At 65.7% G+C, this 21,392-nt stretch carries 27 protein-coding genes; 13 read left to right on the forward strand and 14 right to left on the reverse strand.

What is annotated here, in order from left to right; all coding sequences use genetic code 11:
- Positions 1–37: 37 nt before the first annotated feature.
- Positions 38–940, reverse strand: coding sequence for a LysR family transcriptional regulator (locus tag P6144_RS02535; protein ID WP_277766146.1), 903 nt, complete (start codon positions 938–940; stop codon positions 38–40).
- 97 nt (positions 941–1,037) lie between these two features.
- Between P6144_RS02535 and P6144_RS02540 the strand changes: the two genes are divergently transcribed.
- Positions 1,038–1,898 (forward strand): aldo/keto reductase family oxidoreductase, encoded by an 861-nt coding sequence (locus tag P6144_RS02540; RefSeq protein WP_277766147.1) that lies wholly within the window; start codon positions 1,038–1,040, stop codon positions 1,896–1,898.
- Positions 1,899–1,999: 101 nt separating this feature from the next.
- Here P6144_RS02540 and P6144_RS02545 read toward each other — a convergent pair whose 3' ends face one another.
- Together P6144_RS02545 and P6144_RS02550 are read right to left on the reverse strand one after the other, a co-directional pair.
- Positions 2,000–2,908, reverse strand: coding sequence for a hypothetical protein (locus P6144_RS02545; protein ID WP_277766148.1), 909 nt, complete (start codon positions 2,906–2,908; stop codon positions 2,000–2,002).
- The gene (locus P6144_RS02550; protein WP_277766149.1) at positions 2,908–4,314 is read right to left on the reverse strand and encodes a serine hydrolase domain-containing protein; all 1,407 of its coding nucleotides are present in this window, start codon (positions 4,312–4,314) and stop codon (positions 2,908–2,910) included. Before P6144_RS02550 ends, P6144_RS02545 begins: the two co-directional genes overlap by 1 nt.
- 263 nt (positions 4,315–4,577) lie before the next feature.
- Between P6144_RS02550 and P6144_RS02555 the strand changes: the two genes are divergently transcribed.
- Positions 4,578–5,747, forward strand: coding sequence for a hypothetical protein (locus tag P6144_RS02555; protein WP_277766150.1), 1,170 nt, complete (start codon positions 4,578–4,580; stop codon positions 5,745–5,747).
- A gap of 12 nt (positions 5,748–5,759) precedes the next feature.
- Here the strand turns inward: P6144_RS02555 and rimO are convergent, their stop codons facing one another.
- Positions 5,760–7,097, reverse strand: a complete 1,338-nt coding sequence (rimO, locus tag P6144_RS02560; protein ID WP_277766151.1) for a 30S ribosomal protein S12 methylthiotransferase RimO — start codon at positions 7,095–7,097, stop codon at positions 5,760–5,762.
- A 157-nt stretch (positions 7,098–7,254) separates the two neighbouring features.
- On the opposite strand from rimO, the gene P6144_RS02565 reads away from it, so the two are divergent.
- Together P6144_RS02565 and P6144_RS02570 are read left to right on the forward strand one after the other, a co-directional pair.
- Positions 7,255–7,767 (forward strand): GNAT family N-acetyltransferase, encoded by a 513-nt coding sequence (locus P6144_RS02565; RefSeq protein ID WP_277766152.1) that lies wholly within the window; start codon positions 7,255–7,257, stop codon positions 7,765–7,767.
- 56 nt (positions 7,768–7,823) lie between these two features.
- Positions 7,824–8,228, forward strand: coding sequence for a DUF1761 domain-containing protein (locus tag P6144_RS02570; protein ID WP_277766153.1), 405 nt, complete (start codon positions 7,824–7,826; stop codon positions 8,226–8,228).
- Between the two features lie 6 nt (positions 8,229–8,234).
- On the opposite strand, the gene P6144_RS02575 is transcribed toward P6144_RS02570, so the two are convergent.
- Positions 8,235–8,591: a DMT family protein gene (locus P6144_RS02575; RefSeq protein ID WP_277766154.1), complete on the reverse strand. Its 357-nt coding sequence runs from the start codon at positions 8,589–8,591 to the stop codon at positions 8,235–8,237.
- Between the two features lie 23 nt (positions 8,592–8,614).
- On the opposite strand from P6144_RS02575, the gene P6144_RS02580 reads away from it, so the two are divergent.
- On the forward strand, positions 8,615–9,394 hold the full coding sequence (locus P6144_RS02580) for an AAC(3) family N-acetyltransferase (protein WP_277766155.1): 780 nt from the start codon (positions 8,615–8,617) through the stop codon (positions 9,392–9,394).
- 99 nt (positions 9,395–9,493) lie between these two features.
- Here the strand turns inward: P6144_RS02580 and P6144_RS02585 are convergent, their stop codons facing one another.
- Entirely contained in the window at positions 9,494–10,594 is a 1,101-nt protein-coding gene (locus P6144_RS02585) for a M23 family metallopeptidase (protein WP_277766757.1), read from the reverse strand.
- 101 nt (positions 10,595–10,695) lie between these two features.
- A complete protein-coding gene (gene serS / locus P6144_RS02590; protein ID WP_277766156.1) occupies positions 10,696–11,973 on the reverse strand; it encodes a serine--tRNA ligase in 1,278 nt (425 codons plus the stop codon).
- A gap of 90 nt (positions 11,974–12,063) precedes the next feature.
- Here serS and P6144_RS02595 point away from each other — a divergent pair, with 90 nt between their 5' ends.
- From P6144_RS02595 to P6144_RS02615, 5 genes are all read left to right on the forward strand, one after another.
- On the forward strand, positions 12,064–12,507 hold the full coding sequence (locus P6144_RS02595; protein ID WP_277766157.1) for a host attachment family protein: 444 nt from the start codon (positions 12,064–12,066) through the stop codon (positions 12,505–12,507).
- 252 nt (positions 12,508–12,759) lie between these two features.
- Positions 12,760–13,311: a hypothetical protein gene (locus P6144_RS02600; protein ID WP_277766158.1), complete on the forward strand. Its 552-nt coding sequence runs from the start codon at positions 12,760–12,762 to the stop codon at positions 13,309–13,311.
- A gap of 33 nt (positions 13,312–13,344) precedes the next feature.
- Positions 13,345–13,485 (forward strand): hypothetical protein, encoded by a 141-nt coding sequence (locus tag P6144_RS02605; protein WP_277766159.1) that lies wholly within the window; start codon positions 13,345–13,347, stop codon positions 13,483–13,485.
- Positions 13,486–13,997: 512 nt separating this feature from the next.
- Complete coding sequence (gene dksA / locus P6144_RS02610) at positions 13,998–14,465, forward strand: RNA polymerase-binding protein DksA (protein WP_277766160.1); 468 nt, start codon at positions 13,998–14,000, stop codon at positions 14,463–14,465.
- Positions 14,466–14,623: 158 nt separating this feature from the next.
- Positions 14,624–14,974 (forward strand): PilZ domain-containing protein, encoded by a 351-nt coding sequence (locus P6144_RS02615; RefSeq protein ID WP_347275062.1) that lies wholly within the window; start codon positions 14,624–14,626, stop codon positions 14,972–14,974.
- A 77-nt stretch (positions 14,975–15,051) separates the two neighbouring features.
- On the opposite strand, the gene P6144_RS02620 is transcribed toward P6144_RS02615, so the two are convergent.
- Positions 15,052–15,204, reverse strand: a complete 153-nt coding sequence (locus tag P6144_RS02620) for a YdcH family protein (RefSeq protein ID WP_277766758.1) — start codon at positions 15,202–15,204, stop codon at positions 15,052–15,054.
- Positions 15,205–15,383: 179 nt separating this feature from the next.
- On the opposite strand from P6144_RS02620, the gene P6144_RS02625 reads away from it, so the two are divergent.
- Positions 15,384–15,581: a DUF465 domain-containing protein gene (locus P6144_RS02625; protein WP_277766162.1), complete on the forward strand. Its 198-nt coding sequence runs from the start codon at positions 15,384–15,386 to the stop codon at positions 15,579–15,581.
- Between the two features lie 71 nt (positions 15,582–15,652).
- Positions 15,653–16,111: a DUF1465 family protein gene (locus P6144_RS02630; protein ID WP_277766163.1), complete on the forward strand. Its 459-nt coding sequence runs from the start codon at positions 15,653–15,655 to the stop codon at positions 16,109–16,111.
- Positions 16,112–16,207: 96 nt separating this feature from the next.
- On the opposite strand, the gene P6144_RS02635 is transcribed toward P6144_RS02630, so the two are convergent.
- Positions 16,208–17,152, reverse strand: a complete 945-nt coding sequence (locus P6144_RS02635; RefSeq protein ID WP_277766164.1) for a nitronate monooxygenase family protein — start codon at positions 17,150–17,152, stop codon at positions 16,208–16,210.
- Between the two features lie 174 nt (positions 17,153–17,326).
- On the opposite strand from P6144_RS02635, the gene P6144_RS02640 reads away from it, so the two are divergent.
- Positions 17,327–17,494 carry a hypothetical protein gene (locus P6144_RS02640; RefSeq protein WP_277766165.1) on the forward strand — a complete coding sequence of 56 codons (168 nt, stop codon included), beginning with the start codon at positions 17,327–17,329 and terminating at the stop codon, positions 17,492–17,494.
- Here P6144_RS02640 and P6144_RS02645 read toward each other — a convergent pair.
- The 5 genes from P6144_RS02645 to P6144_RS02665 all read right to left on the reverse strand — a co-directional run bounded on the left by P6144_RS02645 (position 17,491) and on the right by P6144_RS02665 (position 21,350).
- Positions 17,491–17,910 (reverse strand): hypothetical protein, encoded by a 420-nt coding sequence (locus P6144_RS02645; protein ID WP_277766166.1) that lies wholly within the window; start codon positions 17,908–17,910, stop codon positions 17,491–17,493. The two genes, P6144_RS02640 and P6144_RS02645, sit on opposite strands and share 4 nt — an antisense overlap.
- 53 nt (positions 17,911–17,963) lie before the next feature.
- Entirely contained in the window at positions 17,964–18,488 is a 525-nt protein-coding gene (locus P6144_RS02650) for a gamma carbonic anhydrase family protein (protein WP_277766167.1), read from the reverse strand.
- Between the two features lie 4 nt (positions 18,489–18,492).
- Entirely contained in the window at positions 18,493–18,723 is a 231-nt protein-coding gene (locus P6144_RS02655) for a hypothetical protein (RefSeq protein ID WP_277766168.1), read from the reverse strand.
- Between the two features lie 114 nt (positions 18,724–18,837).
- Positions 18,838–19,779 carry a hypothetical protein gene (locus P6144_RS02660; protein ID WP_277766169.1) on the reverse strand — a complete coding sequence of 314 codons (942 nt, stop codon included), beginning with the start codon at positions 19,777–19,779 and terminating at the stop codon, positions 18,838–18,840.
- A 113-nt stretch (positions 19,780–19,892) separates the two neighbouring features.
- Entirely contained in the window at positions 19,893–21,350 is a 1,458-nt protein-coding gene (locus tag P6144_RS02665; RefSeq protein ID WP_277766170.1) for an altronate dehydratase family protein, read from the reverse strand.
- Positions 21,351–21,392 lie beyond the last annotated feature (42 nt).

Genomic DNA, 21,392 nt, shown 5'->3' on the forward strand with positions numbered 1-21,392 from the left:
CTTCCGCCTGAGATCCCGGCTTTCGCCGGGATGACGGTTATTGTGGATGCCCCTTCACATAATCGATAAACGCCCGGAGCGGCGCCGGCACCAGGCGCCGCCCGGGATAATAGAGGAACGGCCCCGGGAAGCTTTCCCACCACTCCTCCAGCACCGGCACCAGCGTTCCCTTGTCGAAGCTCGGGCGCAGCCAGTCCTCGAACAGCGCGATGATCCCGGTACCCGCCATGGCGGCCTCGTGAAGCAAGTCGATCGCGGTGCCGACGCCGACGATCAGCGGGCCGCTCGGCTCGACCACGATGGTCTCCCCGTCGCGCTCGAACTCCCAGGGGATCAGCCGCCCGCTCTCGAAGCGGCCGCGCAGGCAGCGATGGCCGAGCAAGTCGCGCGGATGCTCCGGTGCGCCGTGCGCCGCGACATAAGCAGGTGCGGCGCCGAGGGCGAAGCGCTGGATGCGCGGGCCGATCGGCACCGCGATCATGTCCTGTGCCAGCCGCTCGTCATAGCGGATGCCCGCGTCGCAGCCGGTGGCAAGCAGGTCGACGAAACTGTCCTGCGCGACGATCTCGACCTGGATGTCGGGATAGGTGGCGAGAAACCCGGGCAGGATCGCGGGCAGCACCAGTCGCGCCGCGCTGATCGGCACGTTGAGCTTGAGCGTGCCCGCAGGCCGGTCTCGGAAGATGTTGACCACGTCGAGTGCGGCCTCGACCTCTCCCAGCGCCGGGCCGAGCCGCTCGATCAGCCGCGCCCCCGCTTCGGTAGGCGCGACGCTGCGGGTGGTGCGGTTGAGCAGGCGGACCCCCAGCCGCGCTTCCAGCCGCCGTACCGCTTCGCTCAGCCCCGAGGCGCTCGCCCCGGTCGCGCGTGCGGCGTCGCGGAAGCCGCCGGCGCGGGCGACGGAGAGAAAGGCGTTCAGCTCGCCAAGGTCGAGATCCATTGTTCGAAATTCCGCACAGCCTGTACGGATTGTGCCTGATTATCGCGCAAGGCCGCAAGGCCTAGATGGGCGTTGTGCTTCCAACCGGAGAACAGCGATGACCGACTATCCGATGACCTACAAGCTGGGCGACCGCACCGTGAACCGCGTCGGCTATGGCGCGATGCAGCTCGCCGGGCCCGGCGTCTTCGGCCCGCCACGTGATCGCGACCAGGCGATCGTGGTGCTGCGCGAGGCGATCGCCTCGGGCGTCGACCATATCGACACCAGCGACTTTTACGGCCCGCACGTCACCAACCAGATCATCAAGGAGGCGCTGCACCCCTATCCCGATGACCTGGTGATCGTCACCAAGCTGGGCGCGGTGCGGGGCGACGACGCTTCCTGGCTGCCGGCGCAGGGCGCGGACGATCTCAAGCGCGGGCTGGAGGACAATCTGCACAACCTGGGGCTCGAGGCGATGGACGTCGTCAACATGCGGATCATGGGCGATGTCCACGCCCCCAGCGAAGGTTCGATCGCCGCACAGGTCCATGCGCTCGCCGACCTCCAGCGCCAGGGGCTGATCCGGCATATCGGCCTGAGCAATGTCACGGCCACGCAGGTGGAAGAGGCGCGCGGCATCGTCGACATCGTCTGCGTGCAGAACCAGTATAATCTCGCCCACCGCGAGGATGAGGCGCTGGTCGACAGCCTGGCCGAGGCGGGGATCGCCTATGTGCCCTTCTTCCCGCTCGGCGGCTTCTCGCCGATCCAGTCGGGCACGCTCGACGAGGTGGCGAAGGGGCTGGGCGCCACGCCGATGCAGGTCGCGCTCGCCTGGCTGCTCCAGCGTTCGCCCAACATCCTGCTGATCCCGGGCACCTCGTCGCTCGGTCATCTGCGCGAGAACCTGGCGGTGCGCGACCTGAAGCTGCCGGCCGAGGCAGTTAAGGTGCTCGACGGGATCGGCCAGTAATCGTCACCCTGAAGACAACCGTCATCCCGGCGAAAGCCGGGATCTCAGGCGATGGCGGGAAAAGAGCCGCACGAGATCCCGGCTTGCGCCGGCATGACGGATCATTGGACCGCCTTCACCTTCGGCGCACACATCGCCAGCGCGCGGTCGATCATGAAGCTCAGGCGGTCGCGGGCCAAGGCGAGCTCGGCCGGGTCCAGCCCCCGGTCGAGCGTCTCGAAGTTGAGATAGCTGAGGCCGTGCAGCACCGCGTAGTTGGAGAGCGACCCGTCGCTCGCCACCACGCGTTCCTGAACGACGTTGAAGTCCGCCTGCACCATCGCGTCGCGGCAAAAGGCGTCGCTCGGCTGGTTGCGGGCGAGGAAGGTGGCGAAGGCGACAGTGTCGTCGTCGTCGAACGGATAGACCCGGGAGACCGACGGGCTGGGGATCAGCGTGTCGTCGCAGAAGCGGATCGAGATCACGCCGCTACCCTGCGGATCGCCCTTGTTGCATCGGGAATCGCCGGTGTCGAAGCCCTTGGCATTGGTATGGAGCGCGATGATCGGCCAGGCGCCCTTGGCCAGATCGGCAAGGATGTTGTGCGCATAGCCGGGCAGGGCGGTGTCGAAGTTGCGGTTGGGGTCGATCGGACGGCCATAATCGACTGCCCGGTTGTACCGAACCCCGTCATTGCCCGGCGAGATGCCGGCATCGACTGCGATCAGTACCCCGCCATATTTCTTCACCGCGGCGAGCCCCGCCTCGAACCCGGCATTCTCATTATCGTGCGGCACGAAGAACAACGGGCCCCTGGGGTGATGTACATTGGCGATCCGCCACAACCGCCACGGCGCACGTTCCTCGCGGAACTCGTGCGCGGTGACCGCCAGCCCCTTCCATTCCGCCGGATCGCGGTGTCGGGCGAAGTCGTCGTCCTGCACCGTGATCGGATCCACCGGGCGCACCGTTACCGCGTCGGGCGGGGTGGCGCTGAACAGAGCGGCGGCGGCTAGGGCAATCAGGCGCATCAATCCCTCGGCTGGATCAGGAACTGCTCGAACTTCCCGTAATAGCCGGGCTCGGCATAGGTGATGGCGATCAGCTTCTGCCCATTGGCATAGGTGATCGAATAGTTGCGGTTGACGAAGCCGCCGCGCAGTCGCGGCTTGCCGAGCGCAGTGAAACCCACCGGATCGCCGAGCGGGGCGAGGCTGGTGTGATAGTCTTCGGTCGCCTGAGGCGTGAAATAATAGGCGGCGTTCTCGGTCAGCTTGGTGCGATCGAGCTTGCCCCCGCGCAGCTGGTCGAACACGCGCCTGGCCAGCGCGTCGCGGGCCTGGTCGATGCTCACCGCGACGGGCGGGGGCGGGCCCTGGGGAATCAGCAGATCGGTGATGCCGCCGGTGATCGCGTCCTGCGCCCCGCCGAAATCGGCATTGACCAGCGCCACCACCGCGAAGCGCTTGGCCGGGATCACGTAATTGTCCGAGAGGAAGCCGACCGCTTCGCCGCCATGCTCGACGCTGCGATCTCCGTTGCGGTAGCCGACCGAAACGCCGAGGCCGTAGCTGGTATAGCTGTCATCGGCGAGGCGCACCGGGGTCTCCTGCGTCTCCCAGTCCTCGGGGCTCAGGATCTTGCGGTCGATCCGGGCGATGTCCCACTTGGCCAGGTCGCTGGCCGACATGGCGAGCTCGCCCGCTGCCCACAGCCAGCCATGCGCGGCCGGCCTTGCGGGCCGAACAGGACCGAGCGCGAAGCGGTGGTTGCCCTGGGGGAAGCCCTTCCCAACCGCATAGTCCTGATCCATCGCGTCGATGCGGAGCGGCTTGAAGATCTTCGCCTTGAGATAGTCGAGCAGCTTCATTCCCGAAGCCTTCTCGATAATCATGCCGGCGACGACATAGCCGGTGTTCGAGTATTGCCACGCCGTGCCCGGCTGGAAATCGAGCGGCTTTTTCGCCCAGCGATCGAGGATCTCCTGAGGGGTGACCGGCTTCTCCATCGCGGCGAAGTCATAGTCCTGCGGCCAGTAATCCTGGATTCCGGCAGTGTGGCTGAGCAGCTGGCGGATGGTGATCTTGTCGGCGTCGGTGATGTCCGGGACCCATTTCGACACCTTGTCGTCGAGGCTCAGCTTTCCCGCATCCTCGAGCAGCAGGATCGCTGCGGCGGTGAACTGCTTGGAGATCGACGCGATCTGGTACTTCGCCGCGGGGCTGGTCGCCTTCATGCCTGGCCCCTGGTCGCCATAGGCCCTGGCGAAGACGATCTTGCCGTCGCGCACGATCGCAACCGAAGCGGAGGGCACGCCAGAGGATTTCAGGGCGTCGGCGACGATGCTGTCGACCTTGGCGGTTTCGTCAGCGGTGAGCTGCTGCGCGGCGGCGGGGGTGGCGATCAGGAGTGCGGCGGCAAGGGCGGAACGGAACATCGGGCCTCCGGAAAGATTGCGCGGAGCTTAGGGCAGCATGGACTGCCCGTCATCCCACGAGATGTTTCCAAATCAGCGTGCGCCCTTGCCCGTCGGATATGGCTGTATCTCCGAAATGGGCGAATTGGTCGCCGATAATCCCTGACTTACCTCGGTAATGGCGGCGTTAGTCGGGCTGGTGGGCAAGTGAATGATGCTATGACACTGGTGCTTTGAAGTACGAATGGGCTTAGCCGCACCTTCAAATCGGGGGAAATATTGCCATGCCTGATTTTGGTTTCGTCAGGGCGCTCGCCCATGTCGCGCGAATTATTGGTGTGGCCGCTGCGAGCTTGCTGCTTCACGCCGAAGCATACGCCGCCAGCCAGCCCATTTCGATCCAGCAATTCTCGTCGAAGGGCGCCTATGGCACACAGGTCGCCAACCCGCTGCCGATCTACACCCTGCACATATCCAACGGGAAACTGGTGGACAGCAACGGTGTCACCTTCAATTCCTACCTGCCACAATGGACCACCAGCTCGCCGCAATGGTCCCCCGTGGCTGGCTCGGGCTGCATCATTCCCAATCTTCGATGGGCCGCGGTCTATACGACCTTCTACGTCGTCCTGGCCAGCGACCCGGACCATATGCGCGTGGTGCGGTCGTGCGGGAAATCGCCGCTGCAGCTGAACAGCAACGCGCAATACAGCAATATCGGCAGCGGCAACTTCATCAACCATGCGCAGATCGCCGGTGCGATCAACGGCAACACCAACAACGTCAACCAGGTGATCGCTGCGGGCGAGCTTGACGTGATCAACGGCAAGATCGTGTACATGGACACCTGCAGCGGGCATTTTCAGCCCAATGTCGGCTCGTTCCTGGCCTATGCGAGCGGACTGGACGAGGGCGGCGTGCTCAGCCTGACGTCGTCGTTGAAGAGCATCATCCAGTCGGGATCGATCTCAGACCAGCAAATCTCCGCCAATCTAACGCCGATGGTGAGCGGCGGCACGACGCCGAGCCGGAATGTGCGGGTCGGCACGAGTGGCTGCTACAGCTACACGACGGTGTTCGCGATCGGCACGTCGAACGGCACGACGACCCTGTCGGGCGGGCTATTGGCGCTGAACCAGGGCGGGGTTCAGGTATTCATGAACAACATCAATGCGATCACCAACCAGAACGTCAAGGATATCACGCTGACCGGCAACTGCTGCATCTACAGCTATGCCGCCAACGTGATCACCGATCTTCACTTCTGGAACAATGCGCTGAACTTCACCTTCACCGACGAGACGAACGACACCTACAGCCTGTCGGTGCACGTTTATTCGTACAACCATGAGGTGGATTACAATTCGGCCAAGCCGAACATCAACAAAATCACCTTCGACTGGGCTCCGTCGAGTTCGAGCTCGAGCTCGAGTCAGCCCAAGGACGAACTCTGATCGCCGCGCCGCTCAGACCGCGTCAAGCGGCACGCCGTACAGGTCGTGCTCGTCGGCGTCCTCGATCTCGACCATGACGATGTCGCCCTGGCTCAGATGGCCGGCGTCGCGCAGGAACACCTCGCCGTCGATTTCCGGCGCGTCGGCCTGGCTGCGGCCGGTGGCACCGCCTTCGTCGCCGACTTCGTCGATGATCACTTCGAGCGTGCGGCCGACCTTGGCCTGGAGCTTGGCCGCACTGATCGCCGCGGTCTTTTCCATGATCCGGGCGTAGCGTTCCTCCTTGACCTCTTCAGGCACTGCGCCGGGCAGGTCGTTGGCGGCCGCGCCTTCGACCGGCTCGAAGCGAAACGCGCCGACGCGGTCGAGTTGCGCTTCGTCGAGCCAGTCGAGCAGATACTGGAAATCCTCCTCGGTCTCGCCGGGGAAGCCGACCACGAAGGTCGAGCGGATCGTCAGGTCCGGGGCGATCGCGCGCCAGTTCTTCAGCCTCTCGAGCACCTTGGCCTCGTTGGCCGGGCGCTTCATCGTGCGCAGGACCGACGGGCTGGCATGCTGGAACGGGATGTCGAGATAGGGGAGGATCAGCCCCTCGGCCATCAGCGGGATGACTTGGTCGACATGCGGATAGGGATAGACATAATGGAGCCGCACCCAAGGCGCGATCTTGCCGAGCTCGCGGGCGAGATCGGTCATGTGCGGGATCACTTCGCCGCCCTTCCACGGGCGCGGCTGCTTGCGGATGTCCACGCCGTACGCCGAGGTGTCCTGGCTGATGACCAGCAGCTCCTTGGTGCCGGCCTCGACCAGCTTCTCCGCCTCTCGCAGGATCGCGTCGGGGCGGCGGCTGACCAGGTCGCCGCGCAGCGCCGGGATGATGCAGAAGGAGCAGCGGTGGTTGCAGCCCTCGGAAATCTTCAGATAGCTGTAGTGACGCGGCGTGAGCTTGAGCCCGGCATCGGGCACCAGATTGACGAAGGGCGAAGGCGGCATCGGCGCCGCATCATGCACCGCGCCGACCACTTCCTCGTACTGATGCGCACCGGTGACCGCGAGCACGTTCGGGAAGCGCGCGCGGATCGTCTCGGCTTCCTTGCCCATGCAGCCAGTGACGATAACGCGGCCATTCTCGGCGATCGCCTCGCCGATCGCCTCGAGCGATTCTTCCTTGGCGGAATCGAGAAAGCCACAGGTGTTGACCAGCACGACGTCGGCGCCGGCATAGTCGGGCGACATCGCATAGCCGTCTGAGCGGAGCTTGGTGAGGATCCGCTCGCTGTCGACCAGGTTCTTGGGACAGCCGAGCGACACCATGCCCACGCGGGGCGCCTCGGGAAGTTTAGTTGCCATGATTGGCGCGCCACATAGGGATTTTCGGCGAAAAAGCTAGGCCGGGGCTTTCCCGGGGGTGAGTTTGACCGCCGACAAGGCGTGCGCGGGCAAAGCGGTACAGGCAGGGTACGGCCGCGCAGCACCGGCGCGGCATGGGCAATAGAAGGGCATTTCCATGTCTGCGGAGCTTGCGGACCCCATCACTCTCACCACCCGCTCGGGCCTTGCGATCGAGGTTCGCCCGGCCATGCCCGGGGACGAGGCAGCGCTGCGCCAGTTGTTCGAGAGCGTATCGAGCGACGATCGCCGCTTCCGTTTCCTGACTGCCTGCGATCAGCTTTCGAACGAGCAGATCGCGGCGATGACCCAGGTCGATCACTGGCAGACCGACAGCTTCCTGGCCTTTGCCGATGGCGAGCTGGTAGCGAGCGCGGTGCTTGCCTGCGACAAGCCGATGGTGATGGCCGAGGTGGCGATCTCGATCCGCTCGGACCGCAAGGGACAGGGGATCGGCTGGTCGCTGCTCGACTATATCACTGGCGAGGCGGCGCGGCGGGGGGTGAAATACCTGCTCTCGATCGAGAGCCGCGAGAACCACCAGGCGATCGCGCTGGAGCGCGAGATGGGCTTTATCGCGCGGCCGGTGGAGGGCGATTCGACGCTGGTGCTGCTCGAACGCCGCTTCTAGGCAAGGCCCGCATTCGGGCGTATCTTCGCCTCCCTGCAGATAAATGGGAGGGGAAGATGCAAATCCACTGGCTGGCGATCCTGGCCGCTGCGGTGGCCGGGTTCGTGGTAGGCGGGATCTGGTACGGCCCGCTGTTCGGCAAGGCATGGATGAAGGCGCGGGCGATCGATCCCGAGGAGGCGGCGAAGGGTGCGAACATGCCGATGATCTTCGGCACTACTTTCGTGCTCAACCTGATCGCCGCCTTCATGCTCGATCACCTCTACAACACCTATGACGCGCAGATCGGTTTCCACCATTCGCTCGTGATCGCCGGGATCATCGGCGTCGGTTTCATCGCCACCTCGGTGGGGGTGAACTACCTGTTCTCGCGCCTGCCGCGGTCGCTGTTCCTGATCGACGCTGGCTACTGGATCGTCACCTATCTGGTGATGGGCGCGATCTTCGGGCTGCTCGTCTAGCCCGGCTCAGGCTTGGGGGCGGAAGATGAACCAGGCGCCCGCCGCGATCAGTGCGAAGCCGATCAGGTGGTTGAGGGTGACCTTCTGTCCCAGATAAAGTGCCGAGAAGATGACGAAGACGCTCAGGGTGATCACTTCCTGCATCGCCTTGAGCTGTGCCGCCGAATAGACCGCGCTGCCCCAGCGATTGGCCGGCACGGCGATCAGATATTCGGGCAGTGCAATCAGCCAGCTGGTGAGGATCACCAGCGCCAGCGGCACGGCCTTGAAGCGCAGATGGCCATACCACGCGATCGTCATGAAGACGTTCGAGGCGATCAGCATCAGGATCGGCAGGGCACGGGCAGTGAGGTCGACGGGCATGGCGCGACCTTGGCCGGGATGGCATGCACGTCAAGATGGAGATGATTCCGAAAACGCGCCTGATCGAGCAGCTCCGCGCGCTGGGCGTGCGCGAAGGTGGGGTGCTGCTCGTCCATACCAGCTTCCGGAGCGTCCGCCCGGTGGAGGGCGGGCCCGAGGGGCTGATCGCGGCGTTATGCGCGGCGCTGGGGCCGGAGGGCACGCTCGCCATGCCCTCGGCAACCGGCGACGATGATCGCCCCTTCGATCCGACCACGACCGACAATCGCGACGACCTGGGTATTGTCGCCGACCTGTTCTGGCGGATGCCGGGCGTGATGCGCAGCCCGCATTTCGATGCGGTTTCCGCGTGGGGCCCGCAAGCGGCCTGGATCACCGGGGGACCGTTAGTGCTGCCGCCCGCGGCGCCGGGCAGCGCGATCGACCGGATCCGCGAACTCGGTGGCCAGGTGCTGCTGCTTGGCGTTACGCATCACGCCAACACCATGCTCCACCTCGCCGAGCTGCTCGGCGGCGCGCCCTATCGCAGCGATTTCCACTACATCGATGCCGAAGGCCGGGAGGTCCATTACGGCGAGAATGACAGCTGCTGCGCGAAGTTCGAGCTTGTCGAGGACTGGCTCGCCGCCGAAGGGTTGATCGCCACGGGCATGGTCGGCCACGCCGAGGCGCGGCTGATGGATGCAGAGGCTCTGGTGCGGATCGCGGCGAAAAAGGTGCGCGAGAACCCGCTAATCTTCCTCCACGACCCCGAAGAGGGTTGTGAGGAATGCGACGAGGCGCGGGAGAGTCTCCCCGATTGAACACATCCTGTTCCCCGGCGAACGCCGGGGAACAGAGTCACAAGCGAGTCGGCAGAGAAATCCTGGGCCCCAGCGTTCGCCGGGGAACAGCCAGCGGGATCAGCGCGCCGGCAGTCGCGGCAGCGGGTCGACCGGATTGCGGCCCTGGCGAATCTCGAAGTGCAGCTCGGGCCGGTCGGCAAAGCCCGAATTGCCCGAGAGCGCGATCATCTGGCCCTTCTTCACTGCCTGGCCGCGCTGCACCAGCAACTGGCCGGCATGGCCATAGACGGTCGTCCAGCCATCGCCGTGTCGCAGGATCACCAGCCCGCCCAACGCGGGAATGTCCGAGCCGACATAGGCGACGACGCCGTCCGCCGATGCCAGCACCGGCGTGTCGAGCGGCGCGGCGATCTTGATGCCGTCGTTGCGCTCGCCGGAAGCCCCCGGGCCGAAGCGCTTCACCACATTGCCCTTGAGCGGCCATTGGAAGCCACCGGCGAGTCGGGCAGGCGCCGCTACCGGCGTCGTCGGCGAGAGCACGCGGGCCGAGGAAGCGGTCGGCTGCGCCGGCTTGGCCTTTTCGGCGATGGCGGGCTGGCCGCCAGTGACGATGTCGTCGACGCCCAGGTCGAGATGGAAACGCGCCGCGCGCTGCTCGATGGTCTCCGGCCGGCCCGAAGGCGCCGCGTCGTCCGGGATCAGCAGCCGCTGGCCGGTGCGCAGGATATAGGGCTCTTCGAGCTCGTTGACCGCGATGATCCGCGACCAGGTGACGCCATAGGCGACGGCAATCGCGATGCCGGTCTCGCCATCGCGGACCAGGTGATAGCGCCCGCCCGGGATGGTCAGCTTCTGGCCGACGCGGATCACGAAGGGCGGGGGGATGTCGTTGGCCCGTGCGATCGCTTCCGATCCCGCGCCGGTCTTCGCCGAGATCGAGCGCAGCGAGTCGCCCGGCTGGACGACATAGGTACGCCCGGCGATGGAACGGGCGTCGGCCGATACCTTGCGCGATTGCCAGGCGGGCGGCGGCGCGGGCAGGCGGCGCACGTCCTGCTCGTTGCCGAGCGCCGGGCGCTCCCAGCGCTCCTGCGGTGCCTGGGGGTAGCGATCCTGGCGCGGCGACTGCTGCGGCGCCGGGCGATAGCCGGTATCCTGATATGCGCCGCCGGACTGCGGAATGCAGGCAGCGAGCAACAGCAGCGCCATAGGCGCCATCCGCTTTGCTGCCTTCATCACCACCCCCGTGTTAACCATATCGTGCCGCACTCATAACGCGCATTTCCCCGCGCGTCAGGTACGTCTGGATACGGAGGTGCCTAGTTTGACGGTTCCAGCCGGTTCAGGCCCTTGAGATAGGGCTTCAGCACCTCGGGGATCGCCACCGATCCGTCTTCCTGCTGATAGTTTTCCAGCACCGCGACGAGCGTGCGGCCCACCGCCAGCCCCGATCCGTTGAGCGTGTGGACGAAGCGCGTGATCTTTTCGCCGGCCGGGCGGAAGCGCGCGTTCATCCGGCGCGCCTGGAAGTCGCCGCAGGTCGAGCAGGACGAGATCTCGCGGTAGCGGGCTTGGCCGGGCAGCCACACTTCGAGGTCATAGGTGCGCGCGGCGGTGAAGCCCATGTCGCCGGTGCACAGCTTCATCCGCCGGAAGGGCAGGCCGAGCGCGGTGAGGATGCCCTCGGCGCATTGGGTCATGCGCTCGTGCTCCGCCTCGCTCTGCTCGGGCGTGGTGATCGAGACCATCTCGACCTTCTCGAACTGGTGCTGGCGGATGAAGCCGCGCGTGTCGCGGCCCGCCGCGCCCGCTTCGGAGCGGAAGCAGGCGGTGAGCGCAGTGAAGCGCAGCGGCAGCTCCTCCTCGGCGAGGATCTTCTCGCGGACGATGTTGGTGAGCGAGACCTCGGCGGTAGGGATCAGCCAGCGGCCGTCGGTGGTCTTGAACAGGTCTTCGGCGAACTTCGGGAGCTGGCCGGTGCCGAACACTGCCTCGTCGCGCACCAGCAGCGGCGGGATGGTCTGCTCGAAGCCCTGGCCCTCGAGCGTGTCGAGCATGAACTGGCCGAGCGCGCGGTGCAGCTTCGCGGCGGCGCCGCGCACCAGCGTGAAGCGTGCGCCGGAAAGCAGCGCACCGGTCTCGAAGTCGAGCCCGATCGCCGGGCCGATCGCGTCATGCTCCTTCGCCGCAAAGGCAAGCCTGGTCGGCTCGCCGACGGTCGCCATCAGTGCGTTGTCTTCCTCGTCGGCGCCCTCGGGCACGTCGGCGTAGGGCAGGTTGGGCAGGCTCGCGAGCCGGGCGTCGAGTGCCTCGCCCGCGGCCTTCTCCGCCGCTTCGAGCGCCGGGAGCGTTTCCTTGAGGCCTGCCACCTCGGCCATCAGTGCGGCTGCGGTCGCTTCGTCCTTCGCCGCCTTGGCCGCGCCGATTGCCTTCGAGGCCTCGTTGCGGCGGGCGAGCCCGGCCTGGACCTCGGTGACCAGCGCCCGGCGCTTCTCGTCGAGCGCGACCAGCTCGGCAGCCTGGGGTTCCAGCCCGCGGCGGGCGAGGCCGGCGTCGAAGGCTGCGGGATTCTCACGGATGGCGCGGATATCGTGCATGGCCGGGCGTATGACTGCGCGCCCGCCGCTGCGCAACCCTGCCGCGCGCGGCGGCGTTTAGGGAGGACAACCAAAGCAAGGAGAAGTGAGATGCAGGTTCCGCATGATGCAGTCGTGATGGTCGCGGACGGGCGCAAGCTGCTGATGCTGCGCAACGAGGGCGACGCCGTGCATCCGAACCTGCTGGTCGAGCACAAGGACGAGCAGGAAAACCCGGCCAACACCGATCAGGCGACCGATTCGCCCGGACGCTCCTTTCAGAGCGTGGGGTCGCGGCGCAGCGCCTTCGAGGAAACCGACTTCCACCAGCTTGAGGAGGACCGCTTCGCCGCTGATGCGGCCGCGCTGCTCAGGGATCGTGCGCTGCGCAACGAATTCGAGACGCTGATCATCGTCGCCCCGCCCAGGACGCTGGGCGAGCTGCGCAAGCATTACCACAAGGAAGTCAGCGACCGGCTCGCCGGCGAGCTCGCCAAGGACCTGACCGGTCATCCGGTTCCGGAGATCGAGCAGGCGTTGCTGAAGGCGGAATAGGCTTCACGCTGTCATCCCGGCGTATGCCGGGATGGCGTTTACTCGGCGCCGGTCGTGTCGTCCGACTTCTTCTTCGAGAAGCGCTTGCGGGCGACCAGCGCCGCCGCGGCGCCGCCGAACAGCAGGATCATCGGCGGGGCAGGGACCGGCGCAGGGCCGCCAGAGCCGCTGCCGCCGCAGCCACGCCCGCAGCTGCTGCTGCCATGGCTGCTCGATCCGTGATGCCAGCCGCTCGAACTCCAGCCGCTCGAATTGCTCCAGTGGCTGCTCGATCCGTTCGACGAGGAAGAGGTCGACGACGAGTTGGACGAGCTGGTCGAGGAGCTGTTCGACGACGAGGTCGAGACATCACCGCTCGAGCTGGTCGAGGAACTGGTCGAAGTCGACACGTCACCGCTCGACGAGGTCGAGGTGGACGAAGACACGTCACCACTCGACGAGGACGAGACATCGCCGCTCGAGGAGGAAGTGGAGCTGACTTCGCCGCTTGAGGTCGAGGTCGACGAGGTCGAACTGATCTCGCCCGACGACGTCGAGGTCGACGAGCCGCCGGTCGAGGTGGAAGTCGACGAGCCGCCGGTGGAGGTGGAGGTCGAACCGCCCGACGAGGACGAGTTGGACGACGATATCTCGATGTTGATGCCGCTAGAGCCGCTCGAGCTGCCCGAGGTGCTCGATCCGCCGAAGAAGCCGCCGGCGAAGAAGCCGCCCATGAAGCCGCCGCCGCCCGAGCCGCCGATCACGCCGCCCGAAGAGGAGGACGAGCCGCTGCTGCTCGAAGAGACCACCGGCATCTCGCCATAGGAAGGGGGCGTCGGGATCGGCGCGCCCTGCGCGGTGACGACGACGACCTGGGGCTGGCCGCCCTGGGTCGTCGTGGTGACGGTGCGCTTCACGACTCGCTTCACGGGTCGGGCGACAGTGCGCTTCACGACCCGCTTCTTTGCGACGGTGACCTGCTTCACCACGCGTGGCTGATGAATGCGTTCGGTGACATATACGCCACCGCCGCCGATCACCGCGCCTCCGCAGGTGCAGGCGCACAGTTTGGCCAAGGCCATGCGAACCGACATTGTTCCCACTCTTCCTGTTGCTGGCGTGCCGCTCCCCACGGGACCGTCAGCAGCTTCACGCCCGTCAATGCAGGAAAAGTGCAAAACAAACTATTAAGTGCAACGGCGTAAGAGTTCGTTAACCATATTATCGGTCGATTTTTGCGCCGGGGATTTCTGTTGCGAAGGTTAATGTTCAACTTCGGTACGAAAGCACCTGTTCTTGATGCGCCGTTCGTGAAGATTGTCGGTTAATTTTCATGGGTCCTGGCGCCCGCGGTTCAGCCCGCGCTAATTTCCCCCCATTTACGGGACATTACGCCTGTGGATTAAAGCAACGCGCCGCTTGTTAACGCCCTCGCGCGTAAGTATAGGCCGCGCAGGGCAAACGGTCACCGTGCGGCTCGGGCCTGACGGGGACCGGAGTGGAGAGTGGGGATGGCTACTGTTTTGGATCGCTTCGACGAACCGGGTAAACGCGTTCCTCCCGCCGCCAATGACGGCGACGATGGCTATCGGCCGAGCAACGACGAACCCTTCATGAACCCGCGCCAGCTGGAATATTTCCGCAACAAGCTGAACGCGTGGAAGGACGACATCTTTCGCGAGGCCGCGGGGACGCTCAATCAGCTGCAGACCGATACGTTGCGCGAGGCGGATCTCACCGATCGCGCTTCGAGCGAGACCGACTGGTCCATCGAGCTGCGAACCCGTGATCGCCAGCGCAAGCTGATCTCGAAGATCGACGCCGCGCTGCGCCGGATCGAGGACGGTGAATATGGCTATTGCGAGGTAACCGGTGAGCCGATCAGTCTCGGTCGCCTGGAAGCCCGGCCGATCGCGACGATGACTGTCGAGGCGCAGGAGCGTCACGAGCGCAACGAGAAGGTATCGCGAGACGAATAGCGGGAGGCGGAAGCCTCCTTTTTTGTGTCGCTTCCGGACAAGGGCGTGGGCACATTTTCGGCTCTTGTTTACGCTTTCGACAAGGTTTGCTGGTCTATTCTGCGCGCGTAACCCCCTTGGTTTCGAGCGACACGATGGACCAGTTCTCCTTTGACCCGTTGAACGCGCTTTCGGCGGACGATTTCGCCAGCCAGCGCACCGACTCGCGCGACAGCCTGATGCTGGCCGCGCAGTTTCGCGTCGCGGGGCGCCCGGACGAGCAGGTGCGGGTCCGCAACCTCTCCTCGGGTGGACTGATGGCCGAATATGCCCAGCCGATCGATCGCGGTTCGCATGTCGAGGTCGAAGTGCGCGGCGTGGGCTGGGTGAGCGGCCGGATCGCCTGGGCGACCGATGGTCGCGTCGGCATCGCATTCGATTCGTCGATCGACCCGATGCTCGCCCGCAAGCCGGTGGGCAAGGGCACGCACACGCCGAGCTTCGTGAAGCCGATCCTCACCCGGCGCTGAGCCGCCTTCCAAGACTGATTTTCAGATATCGCGCCGTCGGGGTGCGGCATCGCCACACCCCTTTTCGCGCGGCGCGATCAGCGCGCCATCTCTTCCTTGATACGAAGCTTCTGCTTCTTCAGGGACGCCAGGACCATCTGGTCCGGCAGGGGCCTTTGCGATTCGGCGGCGATTCGCTGGTCGAGCACGTTGTGCTTGGCCGAAAGTGCCGAGAAATGCGCGTTCTGCATCGAAGCAGTCTCCTTCATCGGTGGCCGGAACCTGAGAGTAGATCACTTTTCCACAGCTTTGTCGCGGGAGAATCGCGGCTAACCGGGCCCTAATCGACAGTGTGCGGAAATCGCGCGATGATCCGTTGCGGAGCTTCCCGGGGTGGTGCAGGGAGGTTCGGGTACCGGGGGCGTTCGCGATGGACGAAAGAGAGATTGTGCGGCGGCTCGAGGCGGTGCGATCCGAGCATCGGGACCTCGATGCGGCGATCGGAGCGCTGCTGGCCACCGGCACTGCCGACCAGCTCCAGGTCGCCCGGCTCAAGAAGCGCAAGCTGATGCTGCGCGACGAGATCGCGATGCTGGAAGATCAACTTATCCCCGACATAATCGCCTGATCCGTAACGGGACGTAATTCCTGCGAAATTAAGCATTTCGTTACCATGAAGGCTGTGGCAGCGTCGGGTTCATGGGGAAACAGGGCACTTCAACGATCCATCGCAGGCTGATCGACTCGCTCTATGTCGAGGCGATGTTGCTCGCCGATGAGGCTCGCGCCTATTTCGACGAGCTGGGGCGTGACGAGCGCGAGGCGCTGGAAGCGCTGAACCGCGTCGCTTTTTCCTGCGAATCGCTCAAGGTGACCACGCGGCTGATGCACATCATCGCCTGGCTGCTCACCCAGCGGGCGGTCGATGCCGGCGAGCTAACCCCCGGCGACGCGCTTTCGCCGTCGCGCCGGCTGGGAGATGGCCCGGAGACCGAGGACGCGCTGCTGAGCGCGATGCCCGAGCATGCGGTGTCGATCATCCATACCAGCATCGATCTCTATCGCCGCGTGGCGCGGCTCGACGAATCGCTGGAAGAGCAGGTCGTGGTCCAGAGCCCGGCGCGCTCGATGATGGACCGCCTCGCCGCCGCCTTCTGATCAAATCGCATGGACCGTCATCCCGGCGAAAGCCGGGATCTCAGGCGATGGCGCGTCCTGATCCACAGGCAATACCGGCTTCCGCCGGGAGGACGGCTATTTGCAGAGCGCCGCCTTGGCCGCGGCATATTCCGCCTTCATCCGCTCGATCTTCACCGCTGCCGGCTCGACCGCATGGACCGCACCGATGCCTTGGCCCGATCCCCAGATGTCCTTCCAGGCCTTGGCCCCGCCGAAGTTCATCGCGCTGGGATCGCTGACCGGCAGGTTCTCCGGATCGAGCCCGGCATTGACGATCGACGCCTTCAGATAATTGCCGTGCACGCCGGTGAAGAGGTTCGAATAGACGATATCCTCCGCCGTGCCCTCGACGATGCCCTGCTTGTACTCGGGCTGGGCATTGGCCTCGTCCGTCGCAATGAACGGCGAGCCGATATAGGCGAGGTCGGCGCCCATCGCCTGTGCGGCCAGCACCGATCGGCCATTGGCGATCGCGCCCGACAGGATCACCGGCCCGTCGAACCATTCGCGCACTTCCTGGACAAGTGCAAAGGGGCTCAGCCGCCCGGCATGGCCGCCGGCGCCGGTGGCGACCAGGATCAGCCCGTCGGCGCCCTTTTCCACTGCCTTGTGGGCGAAGCGATTGTCGATCACGTCGTGCAGCGTGATGCCGCCCCAGCCGTGCACCGCGTCGTTGAGCTCGGGCCGCGCGCCGAGCGAGGTGATCACGATCGGCACCTTCCACTTGGCGCACACCGTCACGTCATGCTCGAGCCGCGGGTTCGAGCGATGGACGATCTGGTTGACCGCGAAGGGCGCGGCCGGCGTCTCGGGGTTGTCGCGGTCCCAGGCGGCCAGCTCCTCGGTGATCTGGTGCAGCCATTCGTCGAGCCTGGTGTCCGGCCGCGCATTGAGCGCGGGGAAGGAGCCGACGATGCCCGCCTTGCACTGGGCGATGACCAGCTCGGGCACGGAGATGATGAACAGCGGCGAGCCGATGACCGGGAGCCGCAGGCGATCGAAGAGCGAAGGCAATGCCATGGATCGGTTTTGTAGCGAAACCCAACGCCAGTCCAGCCCGGCGCTGGCGACGTTACGGAAGCGCGGACTTGCTGCAATGCAGCGATAGGCCCGGCTCGGGCCGAATCGCCTTCCCGCATTGAAGCGGCGCCGGTGCGGCCCCATTTCCGCCGGGTCACCAGTCCGGGGAGCGCCATGGTCACCAACGAAATCTACGTCATCGTCCGCGACGCGATCCGCGCCGCTGCGCTCCAGAGCGGCAAGCTCTATGACGAAGGACAGGAGAGCCATTATCAGGCGCTCGCCGCAGTGATGGCGCTGCGTCAGGCCGGTTATGAGGTCACCAAGCGGCGCGACAACTAGTCGAGCTGCCGCTGCCAGATCACGAAGGTGTCGACCTCGGGCGAGCGCACTGCGGCGGCATAGGTGTGGTGGCGGAAGCCCGGCAGCGCGGCGAGGTGCTCGACCATTCCGCCTTCGCCGCGCGCGCCCAGCGGCAGGGTGAAGGCGATGTCCTCATCGAGCCCGTAGAAGAGCCACCAGGCACCGCGCCCGTCGGGGCCATAGTCGCTGGTCTCGATCGCGATCGCGGCCAGCGCGTCGATCGGCGCCGCGCGCCGCGTGCCGTCCGGGTCGATCGACCAGACCGTGTCGGCCTCCACGCCGGTTCGCCACTGGCCTTCGAGATCGGGCTCGGAGGCAGGCGCAGGCGGTTCGGCGGGGGCGGGTGCAGGAACCGAAGCCTTGCGGCGGCGCGTCAGCCAATCGAACAAACCCATTGCGACCTCTCGACTCGAAGGGGCCCAGGCTAGTCCGGCAATGTGACGGCCGATCAGCCGACTTGTTTCAGGTCCGCAACATATTCGCGCTGCTTGGCGGCGTAGAGCGTGGCGCTGGCCTTGAGCATCGCCTTCTGCATGTCGTCGAGCGGACGGATCGCCTTGGCAGGGCTGCCGACGATCAAATGACCCGCCGGGAAGGTCTTGCCTTCGGTCACCAGCGCGCCGGCGCCAACCAGGCAATCCTCGCCGATCACCGCGCGGTTGAGGATCGTCGCGCCCATGCCGATCAGTGTGCGATTGCCGATCGTGCAGCCATGCAGGATCGCGTGATGGCCCACGGTTACGTCCTCGCCCACGGTGCAGGGGGCGCCGGGGTCGCTGTGGAGCATCGCGCCGTCCTGGATGTTCGAGCGCGCGCCGATCAGGATCGGGGTATTGTCGGCCCGGATCACGGCGCGAAACCACACCGAGGCGAGTTCGGCGAGCTGGACGTCACCGATCAGATCGGCGCTCGGCGCGATCCAGGCGGTGTCGGCGATCCGGGGGCGATGCCCCGCAAATTCATAGAGCGGCATCCGCTCAGAATAGCGGCGCGTTCAGCTCCGGGGGAAGGGGGATATTGGCGCCGAGTGCCAGCGCCAGCGCAACGGCACCGAGCAGCACCGCCAGCGTCGATGACAGCGAGAACAGGCCCCAGCCGACCATCGTGACCATCTGCGAATTGGCGCGCTGCTCGCGCTGGTTGCGCTGCATCGACATGATCACGAACATCGCCAGCATCGCATAGGCGAAGACAAGAAATTCGGTCATCAACCCCACCCCGATAAGCCCCGGGGCCAAGCTTACGGGACGAGGGTTAACGCTTCAATGCCGCCGCCCTCCGGTTTACCGCAGTGCAGCAAGGATTGGCCGCGCCCGTAACAATTAATGATGTGCCGCCGCTTCGGGCTTGGCCGATTTGCAGCTGCAGATGCAGGCGCAGCTGGCGGGAACGCAGTGGCAGGCCTGGGGAACCACGCAGAAGCAGGCCTGATGCTTCGGCTCTTCCTTCTTGTCCCTCTTGGCCGGCGCTGCCGGCGGCACGATCAGGATAAGGCGGGGATCGTTGCTCACCCAGGCGGTATGCGGCGCGCCGTCGCAGGCAGGGCAGCTCGAATGGCTGTTGTGATTGTCATGACCGCTGGAGGGCCAGAAGCCGCCGCTTTGCGCCTTCTCCAGGATGGGCTCGCCCTCCGCGCAGATCGCGATGGCACAGGTGATGACTTGGCCGATGCTGTAGCCGAGCGGCGCCTGCTCGGTGGTGTAGTAATGGACGAGCATCTGGTCGCGATGCGTGTCCACCGGCTCGCGTACCGCTGGATAGCTCAGCATCTGCTGCATGTCGGCCAGCTGCGATTCGATCGCGCTGACCTTGCCCGCCCAATTGTCGAAGGCGGCGAACAGTTCGTAGCTGGGCCAGTCCGCCGGGGCATGCCCCCGCATCCGCTCGATGAATCCAACCGGCGCGGCCAGGTCCTCGCGGAGCAGGCGCAGCAGCACGCGCAGGGTGACCACGTCGCTCTGCGGCTGGCGCAGCCGCTCGTGGAAGGTCCCCTTGATCACGTCTGTGTGCTTCCACACCTGCTTGCAGACCATCCGCGTGAAGTCTTCGTCGCGCTTCTTGGGCTTGGCGGTCAGCGCTGCCTTGATCGAGCCGAGCACGCCGATCACGATCAGCAGCGCGATCAACACGCCGCCGACCAGGATCCAGGCCGGCCAGTAGATCGCGTCGGCAGTGAGCGGCTGGGCGACGGTGCTGGCGTGGGCGACCGAAGCATTCGTCGCACCCGCCGCCATATTGCCGATCGAAGCCAGAATAATCGCCACGCCATCCCCCCTGAGTCGCGAACGATATGGTTAACAGAAATGAACGGGGATCACAGTCGTGACTCGCTCGTTTCGAAACAGGGCCGTTCAGATCTTTGTCTTTATTGCCGCTGTCAGAGGGTGACGCCGCGCTTCCAGATCGCGATTTCGCGCTCGCCATTGCGTTCGGCGGCAGTTTCCTTGCCCGATGCGATCGCGGCGATCGTGTCGAGCAGCGCGTCGGCGGCGGGCTCCATGCCTTGATCGAGCACCTGGCCTGCATCGAAGTCGATCCAGCCCGGCTTGCGTGTCGCCAGGTCGCTGTTCGAGGCGATCTTGATCGTCGGCACCGGGAAGCCCAGCGGCGTGCCGCGGCCGGTGGTGAACAGGATCGCGGTTGCCCCCGCCGCGGCCAGCGCCGTCGAGGAGACTGCGTCGTTGCCCGGCGCCTCGAGCAGGGTCAGCCCCTTACGGCGGACGCGCCCGCCATAGGGGATCACGTCGGTCACGGTCGCATGGCCGGCCTTCTGCACCGCGCCGAGCGATTTTTCCTCCAGCGTGGTGATCCCGCCGGCGATGTTGCCGGGGGACGGGTTCTCGGAGACCGGCTCGCCGTGCCGGACGAAATAGTCTTTGAAGTCGTTCACCAGGTGGACGATCCCGTCGAACACCGCCTCGTCTTGCGCGCGCGCCATCAGCAGCTGTTCGGCGCCGAAGATTTCGGGAATCTCGGTGAGGATCGCAGTGCCGCCCGCCCGGGTCACCGCGTCGGCCATGCGTCCGACCAGTGGATTGGCGGTCAGGCCCGAAAAGCCGTCCGATCCGCCGCACTTCACGCCCAGCACCAGCTCGGAGAGCGGGGCAGGGGTGCGCGTCGCCCGGGCGCCCTCGACCAACTCCTCGATCAGCGCCAGCCCTTCCTCGACTTCGTCGCTCGCCATCTGTGCGCCGAGCGTGCGCAGATTGGGGTGGTCGATGCCCTCCAGCATGCCCTTGATCTGGTTGTTCTCGCAGCCCAGCCCGACGATCAGCACGCCGCCGGCATTGGGATGATTGGCCAGGGCGGAGAGGATTGCACGGGTGCCCTGCAGGTCGTCGCCGAGCTGCGAGCAGCCGAACGGGTGGGGGAAGGCGTGAACCCCGTCGATCTTGCCTGCGTGCAGCCTGTCGGCGCGCTCGGCGATCTTCTGCGCAGTGCGGGCGACGCAGCCCACGGTGGGGATCACCCAAATCTCGTTGCGCGTGCCCACCCGGCCATTGGCGCGCCGATAGCCGAGAAAGCCCGGCCCCTCGAATGCTACCTCGGCAGGTTCGGAAGGGACGAAGGCATAGTCGCCGCTGCCCTTGAGCGCAGTCGACACATTGTGGGTGTGGACATGCTCGCCGGGCTGGATCGCGCGGGTCGCCACGCCGATCGGGAAGCCGAACTTGAGCACCGGCTCGCCCGCCGCGATCGGCTTCACCGCCACCTTGTGCCCCTTCGCCACCGGCTCGGCGAGCGTCACGCCCAGCGCTTCCTCGCCGGCTTCGAGGTCGCGCAGCGCCGTGGCGGTGCTGTCCTGGGGATCGATACGGAACAGGGCGGGGATCATGTCGCACGATATAGGAGCGCGGCGGCGCCGAGGAAACCGGTT

Origin of the sequence: Sphingomonas sp. HITSZ_GF, from assembly GCF_029543155.1 — a bacterium.
In the GTDB taxonomy this organism is placed as follows: Bacteria; Pseudomonadota; Alphaproteobacteria; order Sphingomonadales; family Sphingomonadaceae; genus Sphingomonas.